This is a genomic window from Streptomyces sp. TRM64462 (assembly GCF_013362995.1).
Lineage (GTDB): Bacteria > Actinomycetota > Actinomycetes > Streptomycetales > Streptomycetaceae > Streptomyces.
On sequence record NZ_JABWDV010000464.1, the window covers coordinates 1 to 22236 of the forward strand.

Genomic DNA, 22236 nt, shown 5'->3' on the forward strand with positions numbered 1-22236 from the left:
ATCGGCCTGGGCCGGTTCGGCAGCTCGCTGGCGCACGAGCTGACCCGGCGCGGCTGGGACGTGCTCGGCATCGACACCAGCGCGCAGCTCGTCCAGAAGGTCAGCGACGTCCTCACCCACTCGGCCGTCGCGGACTGCACCGACCCGGAGGTGCTGGAGCAGCTCGGCGTCCACGACTTCACCAGCGCGGTCGTCGGCATCGGTACGGACATCGAGGCGAGCATCCTCATCGCCTCCAACCTGCTGGAGGCGGGCGTGCCGAACATCTGGGCCAAGGCCATCAGCCGCCAGCACGGGCAGATCCTCGAACGCCTCGGCGTCCACCACGTCGTCCTGCCCGAGCACGACATGGGCGAGCGCGTCGCCCACCTCGTCACCGGGCGGATGCTCGACTTCATCCAGTTCGACGACGACTACGCCCTGGTCAAGACCGTCGCCCCGGAGATCGCGACGGGCGTCCCGCTCGGGGAGAGCGCCGTCCGCAGCACGTACGGGGTCACGGTCGTCGGCATCAAGCGGCCGGGGCAGGACTTCACGCACGCCACCGCCGAGACCGTGATCGAGAAGGGCGACGTCATCATCGTCACCGGCAAGACCAGTGCCGTGGAGAGCTTCGCCGAGCTGAGCTAGCGCGGGGCGCGCGGCGTCACAGTCGTGCCACGCGCACGGCGATGACGGCCACCAGCGCGAACACCGCGACCGCGGTGACGACGAAGGCCACGTCGGCCATCGCGAGCTCCTAGGAGAGAGGGAGGGGGAGAGGTCGGGGAGAGAGCGGCTGAACCACTTCCCCGAGGAAAGCCCGCCGGCCCCCCGCCCACGACCTCCGTTGACGCCCTCCATACGCCCGCCCGGGCGTCGTTGACGCGTTCTTAACGCCCCGAGGGCGGGTGTGTCTCGTACATGCGGACGGCGACCAGGAGCCCGGACGCGGCGGTGAGGGCCGCGACCGTCCAGACGGCGGCGGTCAGGCCGTACGCGTCGGCCACGAGCCCCGCCAGCAGGGCGCCCACGGCGAAGCCGCCGTCGCGCCACAGCCGGTAGACGCCGACCGCGCGGGCGCGCCAGGCGGGGTGTGCGACGTCCCCGACGACCGCGAGCAGCGTCGGATAGACGAGGGCGGTGCCGACGCCCAGCAGGATCTGGGCCGCCGCCCAGACGCCGAACGTGGTGCCGAGGGCGACCAGGGCGATGGCGGCGGCCTGGAGGAGCATGCCGCCGGTGATGAGGTGCTTGCGGCCGACGCGGTCGGACCACCAGCCGGTGAGCAGCTGGCCGAAGCCCCACACGGCCGGGTAGAGCGCGCCGAGCACCCCGATCTGGGCGACCGGCAGGCCGTGGGCGGCGAACAGCAGCGGGAAGACGCCCCAGGCGAGCGCGTCGTTGAGATTGTTGACCAGGCCGGCCTGGCTGGCGGCGGACAGCGCCTTGTCGTGGACGCTGGTGATCCAGGCGACACGGCCGGTGCCGAGGCCGTCGCCGTGCCCGGTGCCCACCGGGTGGTCGGCCGCCTCCCGGCGGGCGTGGTCGCGGGTCTCGCGTACGAGGAGCGCGGACATGCCCAGGCCCAGCGCGGCGTAGGCGACGCCGAGCAGGAACGGCTCCGGGCGCAGCCCGGCGTGCGCGGCGATCGCGCCGGTGGCCATGGTGGTGGCGGCGAGGGCGACGTATCCGGCGGACTCGTTGAAGCCCATCGCCAGGCCGCGCCGCGCGGGGCCCACCAGGTCGATCTTCATGATGACGGTGGTGGACCAGGTCAGGCCCTGGTTGACGCCCAGGAGGACGTTGGCGGCGATCACCCAGCCCCACGTGGGCGCCCACATCAGCAGCAGCGGCACGGGCAGGCCGAGGAGCCAGCCGGCGACCAGGACGGGCTTGCGGCCGTAGCGGTCGGAGAGGGTGCCGGCGAAGAAGTTGGTGACGGCCTTGGTCGCGCCGAAGGCGACGATGTACGTCAGCGCGGCGGTGTACGCCGGCAGTGCGAAGACCTGGTCGGCGAGGAGCGGCAGGACGACGCGCTCCTGGCCGAGCATGCCGCCGACGAGGGCGTTGACGGCGACGAGCAGGGTGAACTGGGCGAGGTTGGCGCGCAGTCCGAGCCGTATGCGGTGCCGCGGGGAGGACGCGTCCGTGCTCACTCCCCCTCCTGGAGGGCCCGGCCGGTGGCCCTGGCCCAGTCGGCGGGGCCGCCGTGGAGGACCGCGACGTCCCGGTGGCCGGCGCGCAGGAGGAGGCTGGCGGCGGTCATGGCGCGCTCGCCGTGCCCGCAGTGCACCAGCGGGGCGGCGGGGACCTCGCCGGTACGGGCGGGCAGTTCGCCCAGTTCGATGCCGACCGCGCCGGGGATGTGCCCGGCGGCGTACTCGACGTCCTGGCGGACGTCCAGGACGGGGCGGGCGGTGCGAGCGGGGCGGTCGGTGCGGTCGGCGGCGTCGGGGCCGTCGGGGCCGTCGGGTCGGCCCGTGGCGACGCGGTCTGCGGTGAGCAGTTCGACGGTCTCCTGACGGCCCCCGGCGGCCGCCCAGGCGGCCATCGGGAGGTGGCCGGCGAGCCGCTCGTACCCGATCTTCAGGGACTGCCAGGTGAGCTCGGCGAGGTCCTGCCCCGCCGCCGTGACGAAGACGAGCGGGGTGTCGTCGGGTACGAGCCAGCCGAGCCAGGTGGCGAACTGGGCGCGCAGCGGCACGGAGAGGGCGCCCGGGATGTGCCCGGCGGCGAAGTCCGCGACCGGCCGCACGTCCACCAGCCGCGCGCCCTCCGCGAGCAGCCGCCGTACGTCGGGCGCGGTCAGCGGGGTGAGGCGGGGCTCGGCGGGGAGGACGGCGGGGCCGCGCCGGTTGGCCTCCGTGAGGCGGTCGAAGTACGCGGGGTACGAGCCGAGGCCGCCCAGGAGCCGCCGTACGAACGTGTCCTCGTCGGGCGCGGCGAGCAGCGGGTTGGCCCGCTTCTGGGCGCCGATCGTGGTGATGCGCTCGGCCCCCTGCGGCGCCGCGCAGAAGGAGCCCGCGCCGTGCGTGGGCCAGACGGCGACGTGGTCCGGCAGCTCGGCCAGGCGCCGCAGCGACCGGTACTGGGCGCGGGCCAGTTCCTCGGCGCGGTCGGCGCCGAGCAGGTCGGTGCGGGCGGCCGAGCCGACGATCAGCGAGCCGCCCGTGAAGACGCCGAGCTCCCGGGTGCCGTCCAGGAGCAGGAACGACAGGTGCTCGTCGGTGTGGCCTGGCGTGGCCAGGGCCCTCAGGGTGAGCCCGCCGCCCAGCTCGGTCTCGTCGCCGTCGGCGAGGGCGCGGTGCGCGAAGGCGCGGCGCCCGGCGGCGGAGGCCAGGACGGTGGCGCCGTCGTCGTGGGCGAGCTGGCGGGCGCCGGACAGGAAGTCGGCGTGCAGGTGCGTGTCCGCGGCGTACGCGACGTCGAGCCCGCGCCGTTCGGCGGCGGCGCGCAGGGCCCGCAGGTCCCGGGCGGCGTCCACGGCGAGGGCGCGGCCGTCGCCGAGGTCGACGAGGTAGGCACTGTTGCCGAGACCCGCGTCGACGAGGGGGAGTAGGTGGTCGTCGGCGAAGCTCATGGTGCCCGTCCTCTCGCTCGCGGCTGTAGCTACAATATTCCATGGATTTATGGATGAAGAAAGGTGAGGGAGGCTTCGGTCATGGGAGATGCCGCGCGCAAGGCCGCGCTCTACGACGCCTTCGCTCGTACCGGTAAGGCGCTGAGCAGCGGGAAACGCCTCGAACTGCTCGATCTGCTGGCCCAGGGCGAGCGCACGGTCGACGCCCTCGCCAAGGCCGCCGGGCTGAACCTGACCACCGCGTCCGCGCACCTCCAGACCCTCAAGCAGGCCGGCCTCGTCGCCACGCGCCGCGAGGGCGTACGCATCCACTACCGGCTGGCCGGCGACGACGTCGCCGCGCTGTACGCGCTGCTGCGGCGGGTGGCCCAGGAGCACCAGGAGGCCGTGGAGCCCGCCCGCGCCGCGTACCTGGGCGTCGGCGGCCGTGGCGGCGACGGCCACGGCGGCGACGCGGAGGAGGCCGCGGAGGAGGTCGCCCGCGAGGACCTGCTGGCCCGCGCGGCGGCGGGCGAGGTCGTCGTCCTGGACGTACGGCCCGCCGAGGAGTACGCGGCCGGCCACATCCCGGGCGCCCTGTCCATCCCGGTCGCGGAACTCGCCGACCGCGTCGCGGAGTTGCCGGAGGACGTGGAGGTCGTGGCGTACTGCCGGGGCGCGTACTGCGTCCTCGCGTACGACGCCGTCCGCCTGCTGCGCGCGCGGGGCCGCCGGGCGGTGCGGCTGGTGGAGGGCATGCTCGAATGGCGGCTGGCGGAGCTGCCGGTGGAGCCGTCGGTGGAGTAGCCGTCGGAACCGGGAACCCTTCCGTAGCGGCCCTGCCCCTTCGCGTCCGGAATTCCGAAATCCGCTCGGAATGTTCAATTCGGAACCAAAAAGCATCGAAAAATGGCCTGGACGGCACCTGTGGCCGTATGTGATGCTGGAATTGCCGCAGCGGGGGACGCTTAGGCGGCGAACGGGGGGACACGATCTCTTCTGCGCGACTGTGCGTGCGCGATCGAGCGCGACAGTCACACTTCACGACCATCAGCCCTCGCATCTCGGCGTGCGCCATGAATCGGCATTCCCGCACTCAAGAGCGTTGGGATTCCAGTGATAGCGGAAGAAGTCTATGATCTGGTGCTGGACGATCTGTTCATCCGGCTCGATCATCTCGTACCCGGAAGCTCTGTCTTCCTGAAACTCGAAGGTCTCAATCCGGCGGGCTCGGTCAAGCTCAAGACGGCCATCGCGCTGGTGGCCCAGGCCGAGGAGTCGGGGCGTGAATTCCCGCGCACCCGGCTCATCGAGTCGACGTCGGGGAACCTCGGCGTGGCCCTCGCCATGGTCTGTGCCGCCAAGGGCTACCGCCTCACGTGCGTCACGGACCCGAACGCCAACACGCAGGCCGTGCGCCTGATGGAGGCGCTGGGCGCCGAGGTCGTCGTCATCGACGTCCGCGACGGCAACGGCGGCTTCCTGCAGTCCCGTATCAACTACATCCAGGCCCGACTGCGCCGCGAGCCCGGCACGTACTGGCTGAACCAGTACGCGAACCCGGCCGGCCCACGGGCCCACCGCGACCGCACCGGCCGCTCCGTGCTCGAAGCGATCGGCCACGTCGACTACGCCTTCATCGGCGCCGGCACCACCGGCACGCTCATGGGCTGCGCGGAGTTCTTCCGCCGGCACAGCCCCGCCACGCGGATCATCGCCGTCGATTCGGTCGGATCCGTCTCCTTCGGCGGCCCGCCCGCCCGGCGGCACATTCCCGGACTCGGTACGAGCAGACGCCCCGAAATCCTCGACGAGGAGAAAATCGACGAGGTGATGCTGATTCCCGAGGCGGACGCCGTCGAAATGTGCAGAGCGCTCGCCGAAGGGCGTGGACTGCTGCTCGGCGGCTCCAGCGGGACAGTGCTTTCCGCGGTGCAGGAAAAAGCCAAGGAAATTTCCGACGGGAGCGTCGTCGTGGCGCTTTCCCCCGATTTCGGGGAACGCTATCTGGAGACCGTCTACGACGACTCATGGGTGGCCGAGCGATGGCCGGAACTCATCCACCGGAAAATCCCGGAACTCCCGGAACTCCCGGAAATCCCGAAGATCGCGGAAATTTCACAGACCTCTCAGGCCCGGGCCTGAGGAGAGGTGCGACTCAATGTTTGACTTCGACGTGGTGGCCGGCGAGACCGTGCGCGACGTGCTCGCCGACAAGCGGGCCGAGGTGCTCGGCATCGTCGCCCGCGCCTACCGCAGCCACGAGGCCGGAGAGAGCGTCAACCCCGACAGCTACTTCCTCCGCTTCCCCGAGAAGCCCGACTCGCGGATCATCGCCCTGCCCGCCTACCTGGGCGCCGACGTCCGGCTCGCCGGCATCAAATGGATCGCCAGCTTCCCGCAGAACACCAAGGCCGGCCGGCCCCGCGCCTCGGCCGTGCTGCTCCTCAACGACTACGAGACCGGCTATCCGATCGCCTGCCTCGAAGCCGCGAACATCAGCGCCGCCCGCACCGCCGCCTCCGCGGCCGTCGCGGCGCGGGCCCTGCGCCCCGGCGGCTTCGACGGCACCCGCGTCGCGGTCGTCGGCGGCGGCGTCATCGCCCGCAACATCTGCGACTACCTCCACGCCGCGGACTGCGTACCCGACGCGTACGTCGTGCACGACCTGCACGAGGAGTCCGGCCAGGCCCTCGCCGCCCACCTGCGCGCCACCCAGGGGCGCCCCGTGTCGTTCACACCCGACCTGGGCGCGGCGCTGGAGGCCGAGACGGTCGTGTTCGCCACCACCGCGCTCGAACCGTACGTCACCGCACCCTTCAAGCCCGGCCAGCTCGTCCTCAACATCTCGCTGCGCGACCTCGCGCCCGAAGTGGTGCTCGCCGCGGACAACATCCTCGACGACGTCGACCACTGCCTGAAGGCGAACACCTCACCCCACCTGGCCGAACAGCTCACCGGCTCCCGGGACTTCGTGACCGGCACGCTCGCCGGAGTCCTCGACGGCGACGTGTCCCCGGCGCTCGACGACCGGCCGGTGATCTTCTCGCCGTTCGGGCTCGGCGTCCTGGACCTGGCGGTCGGCGCGTACGTCCTTGAGCAGGCCCGCGCCGCCGGAGCGACCCTCGCCGTCCCCCACTTCTTCGGGGAAACACGCCGATGGTGACCACACTCGCGATCGTCGGAGCGGGGCCGCGCGGCCTCGGCGTACTGGAACGGCTCATCGCCCACCGCCTGGCCGACCCGCTCGGCGCCGCCGTCACCGTCCACCTCGTGGACCCGCGGCCCCTCGGCCCCGGGTTCCACCGCCCGGACCAGCCCGACCACCTCCTCCTCAACACGGTGTGCGCGCAGGTCACCGCGTTCGCGGACGAGCGGATGGTGGACGGCCCCACGGGGGTGCGCGGGCCCAGCCTGTACGAGTGGTGCCGGGAGCGGCGGCTGCGCCTGGCGTCCGACGGATACACCGTCCTCGCGGGGGACGGACGGGAGATCCGGCAGGGCGCGCGCGACATCCGGCAGGGCGCGCGCGACATCCGGCCGAACGACTTCCTGCCCCGGCGGCTGCTCGCCGAGTACCTCGCCTGGGCCGCCGAACGCGTCGTCGCCGCCGCACCGCCCGGCTTCCACCTCGTACGGCACGCCGCGACGGCCACCGACATCCGGCCGCGGCAGGGCGGCGGGGAGACGGTCGTCCTCGACGACGGAACGCTCCTGGAGGCGGACGCCGTCTTCGTGACCATCGGGCACCAGGCCCTGCACACGCCGGCCGAACCGCCGCAGGAGCCGCGCCTCATCACCCGCCCGTACCCCCTGCCCGACGTGCTCGACGGCATCGCCCCCGGCGAAGCCGTGGCCGTCCTGGGCATGGGCCTGACCGCCATGGACGTGATCGCCGCCCTCACGCTGGGCCGCGGCGGCCGCCACGAGCCGACGGCGGACGGCACCGGGCTGCGGTACGTACGAAGCGGCCGGGAGCCCCGGATCGTCCTGGCCAACCGGTCCGGCATGCCCTCGCGCAGCCGCCCGTACCTCAACCCCGGCCGGACGTGCCCCGGCCCGCTCGTCCTGACCCCGGACCGGCTCCGGGCCCTGCGCCTGACCCGCGCGGGCGGGCTGCTGCACTTCACCGAGGACGTGCTGCCGCTGATCGAGACCGAGATGGAGCTCGCCCACCACCGGACCGTCCTGGCCCTGCGCACCGGCGTCGGCGCGCAGGCCGCGGCGGCCGAACTCGCCCGCCGCGTACACCGGTCGGGCCCCGACGGCGCGCTCGCCTCCCTCCGCGCGGAGCTCGGCCCCTACCCGCTGCGCGGTGTCCTGACCGAGCGGCTCACCGACCGCCCCCTGCCGGACCAGGACGCGTACGCGGCGTGGTTCACCGCCCGGGTGCGCGACGACCTGGCCGAGGCCCGGGCGGGGCTGGGCGTCAGCCCGGTGAAGGAGGCCCTGGAGGTGCTGCGCGACCACCGCGACGCCCTCCGCGACGTCATCGACGCCCCGGGTGTGGACGACGCGTCGCTGGAGTACTTCTTCGGGGCGTTCACGTCCACGGTCAACCGCCTGGTGATCGGCCCGCAGCTGGACCGCTCGGCGGAGCTGCTGGCGCTGCTCGACGCGGGCGTGCTCCGGCTCGGCCCGGGCCCGCGGCCCAAGCTCGTCGCCCCGGCGGGGCGGGGCCCGTGGCGCCTGGAGTCGACGTGCCTGGCCCGGCCCGAGGCCGTCGAGGTGGACCACGTGGTGCGCGCCCACGTCCCCGAGCCGGCCCCGGACCGGCTCCCCGGCTCGCTCCTCGCCCACCTGGTGGCGGCGGGCCGCGTCACCCCCCTGTCTGCCACCCGGACCCTCCCGGCGCCGGTCGCGGCAGCCGCGCCGGTCGCGCCGACCGCGCCGGCAGCCGTCGTCGGCGCCCCGCCCGCCACCGCCCGCGGCCCCCGAGTCCCGGGCCTTCGGGTCACGCGTGCGGGGCAGGGCGTCGGGCCCGACGGGGAGGTCAGCCGGACCCTGTTCTTCCTCGGCCCGCACACCGAAGGGTCCAGCTACTACAACCACTACGTCCCGTCGCCCGGCGCGCCGTCCCGCGCGCTGAAGGACGCCGAACTCGCCCTCCGTACCGCACTCCAGCCCCACACCGTGAGGACACCGACGACATCATGAGCAACCGCGACACCTACACCCCCTGGACCCGCCCGTACCGCCCCGAGACGCGGGCCGCGCAGGGCGACGGCTGGCGCTGCCCGACGACCGGCGCCGTACCGCCGCCCGTCAGCCTGGGCGCGACCTTCGCCCGCGACGACCAGTACCGCACCCCCGCCGGCCTCGCGTACCTGCGCGACCAGGGCACCCCGGGGTACGAGCAGGTCGAGGGCGTCGTCGCCGGGCTCGAAGGCGGCTCGGACGCGCTGGTGTTCTCGTCCGGCATGGCCGCCGCCACCGCCGTCTTCCAGGTCCTGCCGGCCGGCGCGCGCGTGGTGGTGCCGCGGACGATGTACTTCGGGCTCACGAAGTGGCTGCTCGAATTCGGCGCGCAGCGCGGCCTGGACGTCGTACGCGTCCCCATGGACGACCTGGACGCGGTGTCCGACGCGGTGAACGCCGCGCCGACCGCGCTGCTGTGGGCCGAGTCCCCGGCGAACCCGACCTGGCTGGTCACCGACCTCGCCGCCTGCGCCGACATCGCGCACCGCGCCGGGGCCCTGTTCGCCGTGGACAACACGGTGCCGACGCCGGTGCACACCCGGCCGTTCGAACTCGGCGCCGACCTGGTCATGCACTCGGGTACGAAGTACCTGAACGGCCACAACGACGTGGTGGCCGGCCTCCTGGTGGCCGCGCCCGACCCGGCCGACGCGCACCGGGCCCTGTGGGAGCGGCTGCGCCTGCACCGCCGGCTGACCGGTCCGATCCTCGGCCCGTGGGAGGCGTACCTGCTGCTGCGCGGGATACGGACGCTCTACCCGCGCATGCGGCAGATCTCCGCCACGGCCATGACGCTGGCCGAGCACTTCTCGGGGCACCCGCTGGTGAGCCGCGTCGCGTACCCGGGCCTGCCCGGCGACCCGGGGCACGAGGTGGCGTCGCGGCAGATGACCGGCGGCTACAGCGGCATGCTGTCGCTGCACGTGGCCGGAGACTGGCAGCGCTCGCTGCGCACGGCCGAGTACTGCGAGCTGTTCATCCGGGCCACATCCTTGGGCGGTGTGGAAAGTCTGATCGAACACCGCTACACATTCGAGGGACCGGACAGCACTTCACCCAAGGACATGCTCCGTCTCTCCGTCGGCGTCGAGGACCCGGCCGACCTCGTGGCCGACCTGGAACAGGCACTGGAGCGGGCAGCGAAGGACGAATGTTGAGCCCAGAGCCCACAACAACAGAAGCGACATCAGCGACAAGGGAGGGGGAGAGCGGCCCGCCGGAGGACGCCGGGCGCAGCCTCTGGCACGACATGTCCCTGTCCGCGGTGCTGGCCGGCCTCGTCGCCGTGGTCGTGTCGTACTCCGGGCCGCTGGTCATCGTGCTCGCGGCCGCGTCGGCGGGGCACCTGGACAAGGCGCAGACGGGCTCCTGGGTCTGGGCCATCTCGATCGGCAGCGGTCTGACGTGCATCGCGCTGAGCCTGCGCACACGCATGCCGGTGATCACGGCGTGGTCGACGCCCGGCGCCGCCCTGCTGGTCACGAGCCTGGGGGCGTACTCGTACGCGGAGGCGATCGGGGCGTTCGTCGTCACCGGCGTGGTGATCACGCTGGTGGGCCTGACGGGCGTGTTCGGCAGGCTCATGCGGCTCGTGCCGGCGGCGGTGGTGTCCGCGATGCTCGCGGGCATCCTCTTCTCCTTCGGCACGGGTGTCTTCACCTCGCTGAAGACGGCACCGTGGATCGCCGGCGCGGTGCTCCTCGCCTATCTGCTCGGCAAGCGATGGCTGGCCCGGTACGCGGTGCTGATCGCCCTGGCGGCGGGTGTGGTGGCGTCGGCCGCCACGTCGGGCCTTGACGTCCGGCTGGACGGCATGGAGCTGGCCCGCCCGGTGCTGACGGCGCCCGACTTCTCGGTGGCCTCGCTCATCGGCATCGCGGTGCCGATGATCCTCGCGACCCTGGCCTCGCAGAACGCGCCGGGCATGGCGGTGCTGACGGCGTCCGGATACGAGCCGAAGGACCGGCTGCTGATCGGCTCGACGGGCCTGGCCTCCACGGCCCTGGCCCCGTTCGGGTCCCACGCGATCAACCTGGCCGCCATCACGGCGGCCATCTGCACGGGCCCCGAGGCGCACCGCGACCCGCGGCGCCGCTACGTCGCCGGTGTCGCGTGCGGCGCCTTCTACCTCCTGGTCGGCGCCTTCGGCACGACCCTGGTGGTGTTCTTCGCGGGCCTCCCGAAGGAACTGGTCGCCGCCATCGCCGGCGTGGCGCTCTTCGGCGCGCTGGCGGGCGGTCTGACGGGCGCGGTCAAGGACGACCGGACGCGCGAGGCGGCCCTGGTCACGTTCCTGACCACCGCGTCCGGAGTCACCCTCTTCGGCATCGGCTCGGCCTTCTGGGGCCTCCTGTTCGGCGTGGCGGTCCACCTCATCCTGACCCCGCGCCGAACCGAGGCGTGACGACGTCCGGGTTGGCGCGCAGCCAGTCGGCGAAGGCGGCCAGGCCTGCTTCCGGGTCGGCGCGGCCGACTCCGACGCGGAAGCGGTCGGTGGGCGTGGCGGTGAGCTCGGAGCGGTACACGCTCGCCGGCAGCAGCAGCACGCCGGCCTCCTCGACGAGCCGGGTGCAGAGCTCCTCCACGCCGCCGGGGCCGAGGTAGCGCGGGTAGGCGACGCACCCGCCGTCCGGCGCCCGCCACTCGAAGAGGCCGGGGTACGAGGCGAAGAAGGCGTCGAAGACGGGCAGGTTCGCGGCGATCAGGGCGCGGTTGCGCTCCAGGATGGTGGCGCGGGCCTTGAGCGCGATCCGGGCGAGTACCTCGCCGGGGGCGGAGTTGCAGATGGTCGTGTAGTGCTTGGCCCGTTCGAGGCGGGACAGCAACTCCCGGTCGCGGCAGGTGATCCAGCCGATCCGCAGGCCCGGCAGGCCCAGCGACTTCGAGGTCACGTTCAGCGAAAGGGCGCGCTCCGACAGGTCCGCGGCCTGCGGCAGGGTGCGCGCCGGGTCGCGTTCGAGGCCGCGGTAGACCTCGTCGCTGAACAGGTGGATGCCGCGCTCGTCGCACAGGCGGGCCAGTTCGGCGAAGTCGGCGGCGGGGATGACCTTGCCGGTGGGGTTGTTGGGGAAGTTCACGGACACGACCCGGGTTTCGGGGCGGATCGCGGCCTCCACCGCGTCGAGGTCCAGGGCCCAGTCGCGCGCCGGGTCGAGGGCGATGCCCGTGACCTCGCACAGGGCCAGCGGAACGGTCTCGGCGGCCTGGTAGTTGGGCGTCACGACGACCGCGTGGTCGCCCGCGTCCAGCAGGACGTTCATCGCGACGTAGAGGGCCTCCTCGGCCCCCGCGAAGCAGAGGACGTCGGCCGCGTCCGCCCGCTCGTACGTCTCGGCGATCACCGCGCGCAGGGCGGGGTCGCCGTACGTCTCGGTGTAGCCGAGGGACAGGTTCTCGAACGCGGCGCGGTCCTCGTCGTCGGCCAGGTCGAGCAGTTCGCGCAGCGTCATGGTGCGGACGTCGGACGCCGTCATGTGGTGACGTGCGGTGAACTCCCACCGGGAGAAGTGGGTTTCGAGGCGGAAGTCGGGCAGCCGGGTCATGACGTACGATCCTTCGCGTTCGGTGCCGCCGCTGCTCGGAGTTCGGCCAGCAGGCCGTAGAGGGTGGACCGGGAGACCCGCAGGGCGGCGGCCACGACCGGCGTCGCGCGGCGTACGGCGAAGATCCCGGCCTCCTCAAGGCGGGCCAGCACGGTCAGGCGGTCGGCGCGGGTCAGCCGCTCGACCGGTCGGCCGCACTCGCGCACGTACCCGCCGACGATGTGCTGGACCCGCTCGCTCCAGTCCTCCTCGAACAGCGGCTCCGGGCGGGCCACGGCCGGCGCGCCGAACGCGGACAGCACGGCGGCGGCCCGCTCCAGCGGCGTACGGTCGAGGTTCACGCACAGCACGGCGGACGCCGCGCCGTCCGCGTCGCGCAGCACGGCACTGACCGACGACAGCCGCCGCCCGTCCGCGAGCACCTTCTCGTACGGGCCGAACACATCACGCCCCGCCGGCTCCAGCGCGTCCAGCTCACCCAGCAGCGACGGATCGCCCGGCCGGCGCGAGCTCATCGGGTTCCAGACCGCCAGCACCCGGTCCGTCTCCGGCGCGTGCAGCACCACCTCGGCGTACGGCCCGAGCAGCGACGCGACGGCCCGGCACACGGGCCCCCACATCCGCACCCGGGGGTCGCCCGCGTCCTCCTCGACACTCACCATGGCTGGACTGTAGGTCCATGCTGGACGAACAGTCCAGCGCGTGCGGTGCCTTTCGCGGTCAGCCGATCGCCGGGCTGCGGCGTTCCAGCAGGACGACGTCACGCCAGCGCCCGTGGTGCCGTCCGATGCGCTCCCGCGTGCCGACGACCCGGAACCCGGCGCGCCGGTGCACCGCGAGGCTGGCGGCGTTCTCCGGGAAGATCCCGGACTGGACGGTCCAGATCCCCGCCGCGTCCGTGGAGTCGACGAGCGCCTTGAGCAGGGCGGACGCGACACCGCGCCCGCGCGCCCCGGGGTGTACGTACACGGAGTGCTCGACGACACCCGCGTACGCGCAGCGGTCGGAGACCCGGGAGGCCGCGACCCACCCCGTCACGGCGCCGCGCTCGTCGAGCGCGACGAACCGGTGCGCGCGGAGCCTGGCGGCGTCGAAGACGTCCCAGGACGGCGCGGCGGTCTCGAAGGTGGCGTCGCCCTCGTCGATACCGGCCTGGTAGATCGCCAGGACCTGCTCGGCGTGCTCGGCGGCCATCGGTACGACGATCATGCTCACCCCCGGTGGTACGGAACCCGCGTACACGGAACCCGCGTACACGGAACCCGCGTACACGGAACCCGCGTACACGGCATGCGGCCACCCTGCCACACGGCTTCGGCGCCGGGCGCCGCCGCCACCGGGGCGGCCACGGCGGGGCATTGACCGCCCGGCGACCCGGGGCGACTGTAGGGGAGGGGTGGCCGACCCGCACCCGCGGTGCGGCGGCCGGGGGGAAGGGGAGGCAGGCATGGACCCTGACGTGACGGAGTTCTGGGACGACTGGCGCGACCACGCCTGGCGGGTCGTCACGGCCCCGCCGGTGGCGGCCTTCGGGGCGGTGCTGCTGCTCGTCGTCGCGCGGAACGCGGGTCGGGTGGACGACGTGTACGGCGCGCTCCTGCTGTGCGGCCTGCTCATCGCGGCCGGCGGCATGCTGACGTTCGGCGTCCTGACGCCCTTGCTGCTCGGATGGGACCTGGACGCGGTGCTCGTACGCTGCTCGCCCGAGGGCATCACGGTCAAGGGCGTGACGCACCCGTGGAGCACGGTCCGCGCGCTGAGCCTGGGGTACGAGGAGCTGGTCAGAAGCGGATGAGGCCGGCTCGGGGAAGGCGTTTTCCCAGAGTTGAGGCGGTGCACCAGGTCGTCGTGCATGCCTTCGGCCAGGACCATCCGGTAGTAGCTCATCCGCAGCCGTGGCTGGTCGAGAGCGAACCGGGTCGGCCCGGACCAGGCCGGGTGTCTCAGCGACCTCCAGGACGTCGCGCCGATGGGGCGGTGCTGCCCTGATCTCTGACCGTGGCCTTCGTCGGGCTCGGCTGAGGGGGAGCAGCCCGTGCTCCTGCGACCGTCCGATCTGTCGGCGGCGCGGTACGGGGCGCGCCCTCGGCTGGCGGGGTGGGCCGGGCTGGGGAACGGTGGTGTACAAGGAGGCGCCTCACGTGGCTGCCGGTTCGGCGCCTCGGCGAGCTGGTCGGTGTGGTCTGCTCGCACGTGCCATGACGGTGGGGCGCGTGGTGGGAGGGTGGTCACCATGGGTGCGGCGCGGTTCCGCCGGGTGCCGGCGGCCACGGAGCTGTCCCGCCACGGGAACCAGGCCGTGGGGCGCGCGGTGCGCCTCGCCCGCTCGCACGGGGCTCGGGCCACCGCCCCGTGCGTGGTGTCTCCCCGGCGGGACGCCGATCTGTGGTCCTCGCGGGAGGCGAAGCGATGACCGGGCCGCCGTCCCGCTCCGTCGCCGGGCAACACGGCCAGCGGCCGGACATGGCCGGACGGGAGTGATCGAGGTGCACGGGTTCGCCCTCACCGCCGTCATCCTGGCGATCTCCGCGGTCGTCGGGCTGCTGGCCGTGCGCCTGCGGCAGCCGCTGATCGTCGCGTTCATCGGTGTGGGCATCCTGGTCGGTCCGACCGGCTTCGGCTGGGTGGAGGCGGACGGGACGATCGAGCTGCTGGCGCGGATGGGCATCGCGATCCTGCTGTTCCTCGTCGGCCTCCGGCTGGACCTGCACCTGATCCGCACCACCGGACCCATCGCCCTGGCGACCGGGCTCGGCCAGGTCCTCTTCACCTCGGTCATCGGCTACCTGATCGCCATCGGCCTGGGCATGGACACGGTCACCGCGCTGTACGTGGCGGTGGCGCTGACCTTCTCGTCCACGATCATCATCGTGAAGCTGCTGTCGGACAAGCGGGAGCTGGAGCAGCTCCACGGCCGGATCGCGGTCGGCTTCCTCATCGTCCAGGACATCGTGGTGGTCCTGGTGATGATCGGCCTGACCGCGTTCGGGAGGCAGGCCGGCGACAACGTGGCCGTGGACGTCGCCCTGGTCTTCGCCAAGGGCCTCGGGCTGCTGGCCGGTGTGGCACTGCTCATGCGGTACGTGCTGCCGAAAGTGCTGCACCAGGTGGCGCGCTCGCAGGAGCTGCTGCTCCTCTTCGGCGTCGCCTACGCCGTGTCGGTGGCCACCCTGAGCGACTGGATGGGCTTCAGCAGCGAGGTCGGAGCGTTCCTGGCCGGTGTCTCGCTCGCCACGACGCCGTACCGGGACGCGCTCGGCGCCCGCCTCGTCAGCCTGCGGGACTTCCTGCTGCTGTTCTTCTTCCTCGAACTGGGCGCGCGCCTGGAGTTCACCGACGCCTCCCGGCAACTCACCGAGGCGGCGATCTTCTCCGCCTTCGTCCTCGTCGGCAACCCGCTGATCGTCGTCCTGATCATGGCAGCCATGCGCTATCCGGTACGGGTCGGGTTCCTGGCCGGGCTCACGGTGGCGCAGATCTCCGAGTTCTCCCTCATCCTCGCCGCCCTGGGCCTCAGCCTCGGCCACATCACCGGCGCCACCGTCAGCCTGGTCACCGTCGTCGGCCTGATCACCATCGGCGGCTCCACCTACCTCATCCTGTACTCCCACCAGATCTACGCACGCCTCGAACGCTGGCTGTCGGTACTCGAACGCACCGACGGCCGAAAACGGGACCTCCACCGGCACGAGAAGGAGGCCGACGTGATCCTCTACGGCCTGGGCCGTTTCGGCGGAGCCATCGCCCACCAGCTCGGCCAGGCGGGCCACCGCGTCCTGGCCGTGGACTTCGACCCCCACCGCGTGGCCCGCAGCGACCGTGAGGGCGTGACCGCCATGTTCGGCAGCGCCGAGGACATGCACCTGCTGGAGAACCTTCCCCTCTCCCACGCCCGCTGCGTGATCAGCACCATCCCCCTGCCCGAGACGAGCAAGGCCCTCCTGCACGGACTGCGCCACCACGACTACCGGGGCAAGGTCGCCCTCACCGCCCACTCCGACCGTGACGCCGAGCAACTGGCCGCCGTCGGCGCCGACGTCATCCTGAGGCCGTACCCTCTCGCCGCCATGGCCGCGGCCGAGGTTCTCGACCAGCTCCTCGGGCGCGGCGAGGAGGGCGGGGACAGCGACCCGGCGCCCACCTGACAGCGGTCGTGGGCTGTGCGTCGGCGCGCCAGGGGCGGGGCATTTCCACAGTGCGGCAGCCTCACTGTGAGGCCCGGAGATCGAGGGAAAGCCGATGCGTGCGAGTGACTTGGCCGAGCCGTACCCGATGGTGGGTACCGACGACGACGCGATGGAGGCGGCCCGCCTGTTCGCCGAGCACCAGCTCCCGGCGCTGCTGGTCGTCGACCGGGACGGGCGACCGTACGCGATCGTGCCCGGCTCACAACTGCTGCGGGTGATCGTGCCGGAGTTCGTCCTGCGCGAGCCTTCGCTGGCACGTTCCCTCCGGGAAGGCGACGGCGAACGGCTGTCGGATGTGCTGGAAGGGATGACGGTCGCGGAGTGGTTGAGCGGTCAGGGACAGCGCGAACTGCCCACGGTGGTCGGTGTGTCCGCCAGCGCCATTGAGATCGCCGCATTGATGGTCCGGACGCACACCCCGCTGGTGGCCGTGGTCGAGGCGAACGGGGACTGGACACGGACGATCGGCGCGATCCGGGCGGCCCGCCTGATGGAGCACTTCCTCGGCCGGTCGTGACCGACGCACCCGGCAGGGCAGGTGCCGGGCGGTGCTCTGCCGAGGCGCGGTCCGCCGCCCTGGAGCCCCTGGTGCCCAGTGCGCTGCGGCGACTCGCCGTTCCCGCACAGCGCGCTCGCCGGGGACCGGCTCGACGTGCTGGTCAACGATGTGTGGGGCGGAGAGCGGCTGTTCGCGTTCGACACGCCGGTCTGGGAGCACGACCTCGACAACGGACTGCGGCCGCTCCGACTGGGCGTGGAGACCCACGCGATCACCAGCCAGTCCGGGTGCGGGCCAGGGCCAGGCCGCCGCACACCGAGCCGTTGGCCATTCGTGAGATCGCGGGCGTCAGAGGCCCGTTGAGTTCACCGTCGGGCGCGGCGATACGTGCGGAAACAGCGTCCGGACCAGGGCCAGGGTGCTGAGGGCGAACATCACCACGCCCAGGGGGACATGGAGCGAGGGCACGTGCGCGACGCCCAGCGCGACCTGCGCCGAGGCGAGGAGGAGGAAGCCGGTGGCGTACAGGACGGGCCGGGGGGACTCGCCGCCCGGTCGCCAGGCCAGGACGGTGGCGAGCACGTACAGCATGGCGGCCGCGTACATCACCTTCGATCCGATGTCGTGCAGCAGATAGCCGTGCGACGAGGTCAGCAGCATGCCGGCGGTGACCGCCTGGAAGAAGAGGGTCAGGGTCTGCAGGGCTATCGAGGTCTTGAGGAAGGTGAGGCCGGCCTGTGCGGCCGTCTTTCTTCTGGTCACGGTGTGGTCCCCCTTTTGTGGTGTGCGGCAATGGGCGAGTGCTGGGCTCCCAGGTGGCGGTGCCCACGACCTCGGCGGAGCCGCCGAGGCAGAAGCGGACGATCTTCTGCGGCGAGGTCAGACCGCCGCCTCCGCCCGCGCCCGGCTCCGGGTCTCCTGCCGTACGACACGCCGGCGCCGGGACGGCATGCCCGCCGTCGGGTTTGCGACGCTCCAGGCCGCGCCCTTGCAGATCAGTTCCTTGTAGCGGGCGGCCATGCGGCCCGTCAGGGCCCTGTCGATCGCTTGGTCGTCAGCGGTGACGAACTGGATCAGGCCCTCCTTGCGGCCGAGGGAGACGCACTGCTGGGCGTAACGGATGGAGACGTGGGGGACCTTGGTGCCGGCGAGACGGGCGGCGATGGCGTCGGCGGCCTGCCAGGCCATGGGGACGCCGGAGGCGCAGGACATGCGGAGCGGCCTGCCGCCCGGGCCGATCGCCATCGCCGCGTCGCCGACGGCGTACACGTCCCGGTGGGAGACCGAGCGCATCGTGGTGTCGACCACGATCTGGCCGCCGTCGGTGAGCTCCAGGGCGGTGGCCCGGGCGATCGGGTGGACGGCGAAGCCGGTGGTCCAGACGGTGACGTCGGCGGGGATGGTCCGGCCGTCGGCGGTCGTGACGCGGTCCGCCTCCACGGCGTTGACCGCGGTGTGTTCATGGACCGTGATGCCGAGCCTGTCCACCACCTTCCGCAGGTGGGCGCGGCCCTTCGCGGAGAGCCAGTCGCCGAGGGCGCCTTGGGTGGCGAGGGAGACGTCGAGGTCCGGGCGGGCCTCGGCGATCTCGGTCGCGCCCTCCAGACCGGTCAGGCCGCCGCCGACCACGACCACGCGCCGTCCGGCGTCCAGAGCGGCCAGGCGGTCGCGGAGGCGGAGGGCGCCGGGGCGGCTGGAGATCTCGTGGGAGTGTTCGGCGGCGCCGGGGACGCCTCCGTGGTTCCAGCCGCTGCCGAGGGCGTAGACGAGAGTGTCGTACTCCAGGACTTCCCGCTCGGAGCCGTTCACGGGAGCGACCGTCACCGCCTTGCGGTCGACGTCCACGGCGGTGACCTTCGCGAGCTCGAGCGCCACGCCCGTACCGACGAACATCTCGCCGAACGGCCGGGGCCTGAGGTCCTGGCCGGCCGCGAGCTGGTGCAGCCGGACACGCTCGACGAAGTCGGGCTCGGGGTTGACGAGAGTGATGGTCACGTCCTCGTGGTGCAGTCGCCTGGCGAGACGGCCGGCCGCGACGGCGCCGGTGTAGCCGGCTCCGAGGACGACGATGCGGTGCTGCATGTCCGTGCTCCTGTCTGGGCGGGGTCCGCCGTCGTCCGGCGTGGTTTCGCCCCTTGAACCGGACAGTCCCGCGTTTCCTGACAGGAACGGGTTGTGACCTGCGTCACGTCGCGTCAGAGGATGTGGAGCGGGGCCTCCTCGTGGTCCGCGGCGGCCCACCGCTCGGTCGCGCGGACGAGCTTGTCGGGGTTGGCCTGGTTGCGGACCGCCACGATGCCCTCCGGGCCGACCTCCAGGCAGCTGATGGCGACGACCCGGCCGTCGACGACCGCGACGATGGCGGGCCCGCCGTTGGCCGTCGTGGCGTAGATCTCGGGTGCGCCGCCGATGAGGGCCCGCTTGGCCTCGCTGGGCTTGAACAGGCCGCGCAGGAACGTGGCGACCGCGAGCGCCCCCTCGAACGCCTTCGCGCGGGCCGGGACCTTGCCGCCGCCGTCGCCGACCGAGACGGCGTCCTGGGTGAGCAGGCGGACGAGGGGTTCGGTACGGCCGCTGGTCGCCGCGGCCAGGAACTCCTCGACGATTCTCCGGGCGGCGGCCTCGTCGATCTCGCTGCGGGTGCGGGCCTTGCCGTCCGCGACGTGCTTCTTGGCCCGGTGGTATATCTGCTGGCTGGCGGCCTCGGTGATGTCCAGGATCTCGGCGATCTCCCGGTGCGGGTGGTCGAAGGCCTCCCGCAGCACATACACCGCCCGCTCGTTGGGTGACAGGCGCTCCAGCAGGACGAGGACGGCGTACGACACGGACTCGCGCTGCTCGGCGGTGTCGGCCGGGCCGAGCATCGGGTCCCCGGTGAGCAGCGGCTCGGGAAGCCACCGCCCCACGTACGTCTCGCGCCGGGCGCGTGCCGAAGTCAGCTGGTTGAGGCAGAGGTTGGTGAGGACCTTCGTCAGCCAGGCCTCGGGCACCTCGATCCGCCCGACGTCGGCCGCGTGCCAGCGCAGGTACGTCTCCTGCACGGCATCGTCCGCCTCACTCGCCGAGCCGAGCAGCCGGTAGGCGATGGCCTCCAGCCGGGGCCTTGCAGCCTCGAACCGGTCCACGTCACTCATGCTCAGCGCCATGCCCGCGATCCTAGGCGCGCACCGGGGTGGAACGGCAGGTGAGCCAGCGCTCCCCGGCGGTCAGTGAGGAGTCCGCGACGAAGACGCCTGAAGAGGCCCGGACAACAACCAAGCCCCAGGTCGCTGACCTGGGGCTTTACCGTGGAGCCGGCGTCGGGAATCGAACCGGCGCTCCGATCCAACGACCCCGCGCGTGACGACGGGCCGCTCGGGCTCGTCGAGAAGGCGCTTCGCACGTCTGGAGCACACCACAGCGCACAGCCCCCTGCTGCGCCGTCGGCCCACCGGCGGCTACCGCGACGTCCTCGCCATGAGCTTCACAGCTCTGTGAGGACCGGGGAGCCTTCGCCGGCAACGCCTGTTACGGCCTGCCCGGATGGCGGCCCGCGGCGACGGACTGTGCGTGCCGGAAGAGGCCGGTGGGGTCGTAGCGGCGCTTGACCTCGATCAGGCGGTCGTAGTTCGCGCCGTAGTAGGCATGCTGCCAGTCGCCGAGGTCGGGGTCGGGGAAGTTGACGTAGGCCGCGCTGGTTTCCAGGCGGTGGCACAGCCGCCGGTGTACGCCGCGAGTCTGCGCGAGCAGGTCGTTCACCGCGCTCTGCGGGGTGCCGGGCCGCCAGTGGGTGCCGATGTCGATGACGTAGGTGGCGTCACGATGCGGGTAGGCCGTCTCGTCGGGGCGGAGGCGGTCGCTGGTGCCGCCCATGGCGAAGAGCGTCACATAGCCGGTCGCCTTCGCCGCGCCGGGGCGCCAGGCGCGGGTCCACTCGGCGATGTCCGTCACCGCGTCGGGGCTCAGCCACACGTCGGGGACCAGGGACTTCGAGGCGTAGCAGTCCTTCGCGCCGGGCTTGTCCATGAGGTAGTCCTGGGCGGTCCAGAAGCCGCGTTCCTCGATAAGGGCAGGGGTGGGCCGGAGCGCCAGCAGGGGCGCGAGGAGCCGGCGCAGCCTGTCCTCGCCACCGATGCGCTGGCCCAGTACCCACAGGCTGGTGGTGCCGTTGCCCGCGTGCTTGAAGCCGACGCGTACGTCGAAGTCGCCCGCGCCGTCGGCGGCGAGGACGTCCTGCACCCCCTGCACGACGTCAACGGCCGACGCCAGGCCGAAGGTGAGGTCGAAGACGGTCGCGCGCAGCGACCTGACGGGGACGGCGTCGAAGGTGAAGGCGGTGTTGATGCCGAAGTTGCCGCCCGCACCGCCGCGACATGCCCAGTACAGGTCCGGGTTCTCCTTCTCGGTGGCGCGCACGAGGGTGCCGTCGGCGAGCACGAGGCGGGTCTCGGTCATGCGGTCGCAGGTCAGACCCCATTTGCGGTCGTTGAAACCGAGCCCGCCGCCGAGGGTCAGACCGGCGACGCCGACACCTGGGCAGCGTCCGCCGGGGAAGTACAGGCCGGCGTCGCGGACCGCGTACACGTCGGAGTTGGTGGCACCGCCGCCCAGGTGGAGGCGGCGGCCCCGGGGTGTCACTTGTTTCATCGCGCGCAGGCTGATGACGAGGCCGGTGGTCGTCGAGTGGCCGGCGTAGTTGTGTCCGCCGGAGCGGGGTGCGAAGGGCACGCCGTGTTTCGCGGACCACCGCAGCGCCGCCCGGACGTCGCTTTCGGTGGCGCACGCGACGACGCCCGCCGGCAGCACCGAGGCGTACCGCTGGTTGTCGGCGGTCGCGTGGGACGGGTAACCCTGGTCGCCGGGCCGGTACAGGCGGGCCGCCGGGCTCAGCCACCCGCGCAGCTCCCGCCACGCGGCCGGGTCGGCGCCGTGCGCCGCGGGCGCGGCCGATGCCTGCAGGCTGCCAAGGCCCGGCGCCAGCGCGGCTCCGAGCGCGGTTGCCGTACCCGTGCGCAGTACGGCTCGTCGGCTGATCTGCACGATCGTCTCATTCCTGTCGCTGTCGACGGCGGGGATGCCCGGTCAGGGGCAGGCCCCACCATCGACCGCGACAGCGACGCGGACGTGTCATGACACTCCAGAGCGATCATGGTTCACGCGAACGAACGCCACCCGTGCCGCCTTCGGCGTCTGGCTCCCGCTCCCGGCCGTCACGCACCCCTTCCCAGGCCCGGCGTCCGTGACCCGGCGCGCAGCGCTTCCGGCTCGACCTCGCTGTTGACGGTCATG

19 protein-coding genes and 1 pseudogene are annotated in these 22236 nt (G+C 72.7%); 11 read left to right on the plus strand and 9 right to left on the minus strand.

All coding sequences use genetic code 11. The annotated features are described in order from the left end of the window. Window positions 1-630: TrkA family potassium uptake protein (locus HTZ82_RS30920; RefSeq protein ID WP_217624181.1), on the plus strand; the 630-nt coding region annotated here is incomplete at its 5' end. 242 nt (window positions 631-872) lie between these two features. Here HTZ82_RS30920 and HTZ82_RS30925 read toward each other — a convergent pair. After that, complete coding sequence (locus HTZ82_RS30925) at window positions 873-2138, minus strand: MFS transporter (protein ID WP_175412719.1); 1266 nt, start codon at window positions 2136-2138, stop codon at window positions 873-875. Further along, window positions 2135-3562, minus strand: coding sequence for a rhodanese-like domain-containing protein (locus HTZ82_RS30930; RefSeq protein ID WP_175412720.1), 1428 nt, complete (start codon window positions 3560-3562; stop codon window positions 2135-2137). Before HTZ82_RS30930 ends, HTZ82_RS30925 begins: the two co-directional genes overlap by 4 nt. 81 nt (window positions 3563-3643) lie before the next feature. On the opposite strand from HTZ82_RS30930, the gene HTZ82_RS30935 reads away from it, so the two are divergent. From HTZ82_RS30935 to HTZ82_RS30960, 6 genes are all read left to right on the plus strand, one after another. Further along, entirely contained in the window at window positions 3644-4348 is a 705-nt protein-coding gene (locus HTZ82_RS30935; RefSeq protein WP_175412721.1) for a metalloregulator ArsR/SmtB family transcription factor, read from the plus strand. Between the two features lie 336 nt (window positions 4349-4684). Further along, window positions 4685-5686, plus strand: coding sequence for a 2,3-diaminopropionate biosynthesis protein SbnA (sbnA, locus tag HTZ82_RS30940; RefSeq protein ID WP_175412722.1), 1002 nt, complete (start codon window positions 4685-4687; stop codon window positions 5684-5686). A 16-nt stretch (window positions 5687-5702) separates the two neighbouring features. Next, window positions 5703-6707 (plus strand): 2,3-diaminopropionate biosynthesis protein SbnB, encoded by a 1005-nt coding sequence (gene sbnB, locus HTZ82_RS30945; RefSeq protein WP_175412723.1) that lies wholly within the window; start codon window positions 5703-5705, stop codon window positions 6705-6707. Beyond that, window positions 6701-8698, plus strand: coding sequence for an FAD/NAD(P)-binding protein (locus HTZ82_RS30950; protein WP_175412724.1), 1998 nt, complete (start codon window positions 6701-6703; stop codon window positions 8696-8698). Before sbnB ends, HTZ82_RS30950 begins: the two co-directional genes overlap by 7 nt. After that, window positions 8695-9897, plus strand: coding sequence for a PLP-dependent aspartate aminotransferase family protein (locus HTZ82_RS30955; protein WP_175412725.1), 1203 nt, complete (start codon window positions 8695-8697; stop codon window positions 9895-9897). The genes HTZ82_RS30950 and HTZ82_RS30955 overlap by 4 nt, the downstream gene beginning before the upstream one ends. Further along, on the plus strand, window positions 9891-11144 hold the full coding sequence (locus HTZ82_RS30960; RefSeq protein ID WP_175412726.1) for a benzoate/H(+) symporter BenE family transporter: 1254 nt from the start codon (window positions 9891-9893) through the stop codon (window positions 11142-11144). Before HTZ82_RS30955 ends, HTZ82_RS30960 begins: the two co-directional genes overlap by 7 nt. Here the strand turns inward: HTZ82_RS30960 and HTZ82_RS30965 are convergent. The 3 genes from HTZ82_RS30965 to HTZ82_RS30975 are packed head-to-tail and all read right to left on the minus strand — an operon-like array spanning window position 11113 to window position 13491. Then, complete coding sequence (locus HTZ82_RS30965) at window positions 11113-12282, minus strand: aminotransferase class I/II-fold pyridoxal phosphate-dependent enzyme (protein WP_175412727.1); 1170 nt, start codon at window positions 12280-12282, stop codon at window positions 11113-11115. The genes HTZ82_RS30960 and HTZ82_RS30965 overlap by 32 nt on opposite strands. After that, window positions 12279-12944, minus strand: a complete 666-nt coding sequence (locus HTZ82_RS30970) for a transcriptional regulator (RefSeq protein WP_254712241.1) — start codon at window positions 12942-12944, stop codon at window positions 12279-12281. The genes HTZ82_RS30965 and HTZ82_RS30970 overlap by 4 nt, the downstream gene beginning before the upstream one ends. Window positions 12945-13002: 58 nt before the next feature. Further along, complete coding sequence (locus HTZ82_RS30975; protein WP_175412728.1) at window positions 13003-13491, minus strand: GNAT family N-acetyltransferase; 489 nt, start codon at window positions 13489-13491, stop codon at window positions 13003-13005. Between the two features lie 238 nt (window positions 13492-13729). On the opposite strand from HTZ82_RS30975, the gene HTZ82_RS30980 reads away from it, so the two are divergent. From HTZ82_RS30980 to HTZ82_RS32675, 4 genes and pseudogenes are all read left to right on the plus strand, one after another. Continuing rightward, on the plus strand, window positions 13730-14077 hold the full coding sequence (locus tag HTZ82_RS30980; protein WP_175412729.1) for a hypothetical protein: 348 nt from the start codon (window positions 13730-13732) through the stop codon (window positions 14075-14077). Between the two features lie 691 nt (window positions 14078-14768). After that, window positions 14769-16427 (plus strand): cation:proton antiporter family protein, encoded by a 1659-nt coding sequence (locus HTZ82_RS30985; RefSeq protein WP_217624793.1) that lies wholly within the window; start codon window positions 14769-14771, stop codon window positions 16425-16427. A gap of 94 nt (window positions 16428-16521) precedes the next feature. After that, window positions 16522-16986 (plus strand): CBS domain-containing protein, encoded by a 465-nt coding sequence (locus tag HTZ82_RS30990; RefSeq protein ID WP_175412730.1) that lies wholly within the window; start codon window positions 16522-16524, stop codon window positions 16984-16986. 126 nt (window positions 16987-17112) lie between these two features. After that, window positions 17113-17247 (plus strand): annotated as a pseudogene (locus HTZ82_RS32675) (short-chain dehydrogenase); the annotation flags it as partial. Between the two features lie 69 nt (window positions 17248-17316). On the opposite strand, the gene HTZ82_RS30995 reads toward HTZ82_RS32675, so the two are convergent. The 4 genes from HTZ82_RS30995 to HTZ82_RS31010 all read right to left on the minus strand — a co-directional run bounded on the left by HTZ82_RS30995 (window position 17317) and on the right by HTZ82_RS31010 (window position 21987). Then, the gene (locus HTZ82_RS30995; RefSeq protein ID WP_175412731.1) at window positions 17317-17730 is read right to left on the minus strand and encodes a hypothetical protein; all 414 of its coding nucleotides are present in this window, start codon (window positions 17728-17730) and stop codon (window positions 17317-17319) included. A gap of 117 nt (window positions 17731-17847) precedes the next feature. Beyond that, complete coding sequence (locus HTZ82_RS31000; RefSeq protein ID WP_175412732.1) at window positions 17848-19050, minus strand: NAD(P)/FAD-dependent oxidoreductase; 1203 nt, start codon at window positions 19048-19050, stop codon at window positions 17848-17850. A 113-nt stretch (window positions 19051-19163) separates the two neighbouring features. Next, a complete protein-coding gene (gene sigJ, locus HTZ82_RS31005) occupies window positions 19164-20114 on the minus strand; it encodes an RNA polymerase sigma factor SigJ (protein ID WP_175412733.1) in 951 nt (316 codons plus the stop codon). A gap of 361 nt (window positions 20115-20475) precedes the next feature. Further along, entirely contained in the window at window positions 20476-21987 is a 1512-nt protein-coding gene (locus tag HTZ82_RS31010) for an FAD-binding oxidoreductase (RefSeq protein ID WP_175412734.1), read from the minus strand. Window positions 21988-22236: the final 249 nt, after the last annotated feature.